Origin of the sequence: Photorhabdus sp. RM71S (assembly GCF_042879355.1) — a bacterium.
Taxonomy (GTDB): Bacteria; Pseudomonadota; Gammaproteobacteria; order Enterobacterales; family Enterobacteriaceae; genus Photorhabdus; species Photorhabdus kayaii.
Genome location: NZ_JBHFKV010000130.1, coordinates 1 through 1254, shown reverse-complemented (window position 1 = coordinate 1254; position 1254 = coordinate 1). Strand labels below are relative to the sequence as shown.

Genomic DNA, 1254 nt, shown 5'->3' with positions numbered 1-1254 from the left:
CAGGGCGGGATTCCACTTTGTATTTAATTTAATCAAAGATAAGTTGACTACGGAATTCCTCTGACCAAATGGCTCTTCGACGTTTAGCCGCCTGACTGTCTTTTATACTGGTATTCTGTTTAATCACGCTTAATGCAATTCGGTTAAAAAGCGCCATTTGTGCAGCCCCATCAGGCTCTTTGAGTGAGATAGCATCTTCTCGAAAAGTGACATCTAATACCCAATGCAGCTCGTTTTCTACCGACCAGTGCCTTCTTATTGCCTTAGCCACGATTTCCGCCTCCAACGGTAGCGAGCTGACATACCAGCGTGAATCACGATGGGGAGGCTGGCCTTTTACGCTTCGTTCACTGACGACTTCAATAACACTTTGTATTGAAGGCCATTGCCGCCGAAGGACCTCCGGCAATACGGCACGAATTTGCATGACATGCCGAAATTCTGTCCGTCCATGACCGCTATTTTTCTGCGTAAATTCAACAAGCTCATCACTCTCATAATGCGAAGCAAAATACGATTTGACCCATTCATAGAGGGTCTTTTGATTGCTTTTGAGACCCACAATAAAATCACCGCCGCGCTGAGTAATTAACGCAAGGGTTTCTTTCTGGCAATGCAAGGCATCCATAGTGACAATCGCGCCATCAAGCGCCAGTAATTCAATCAATTGTCTGGCAACCGGACCTTCCTGACCTTTGCTTTCGGCTGCCTGATGGTATAGGGCTACACCGGATTCAACATCATAAGCACTGACCACATGCAGGGCTTCAAATAATGTCCCCTTACAAGTTCCTCTCAGGGTTTTTCCATCAATGGCGATAAGACTTTTTCCTGCCCTGACCCGACGCTGGTTGATCCAGGCATAAAAGGCTTCAACCAGTGCATCTTGCTCTATCATTTTGATAATATTAGCAATACAGTGACGACGAGGAATACCGTGAGTAAAATGCGTGTATTGTTTAAGCCACTTGCTCTGTAACTCACCAAATTCCTGAATCGATTTCCAGCCAGAAGCGCCGCATAATACAGCGGAGAAGGCTAAAAAAATCACATCCATTAATTCATGTTTTTTATTGATGTCAGAACGAGGGTCTTCTATCTTGCTGATAAAATTAAAAATACTCATTATTAGGATCGCTTTTTTATGGAAGAGAGAGATCTTAACGTTTTAATGAGAGAAATGCCTATAAAAAGTCATATCCTGATTTTTATTTAACTAAAATAACCTTATTAAAAATGTGAGATCTCACCCTG

1 protein-coding gene is annotated in these 1254 nt (G+C 42.9%); it reads right to left on the bottom strand.

What is annotated here, in order from left to right; all coding sequences use genetic code 11:
- Positions 1 to 28: 28 nt before the first annotated feature.
- Positions 29 to 1126 carry an ISAs1 family transposase gene (locus ACGF5R_RS24035; RefSeq protein ID WP_387693137.1) on the bottom strand — a complete coding sequence of 366 codons (1098 nt, stop codon included), beginning with the start codon at positions 1124 to 1126 and terminating at the stop codon, positions 29 to 31.
- Positions 1127 to 1254: the final 128 nt, after the last annotated feature.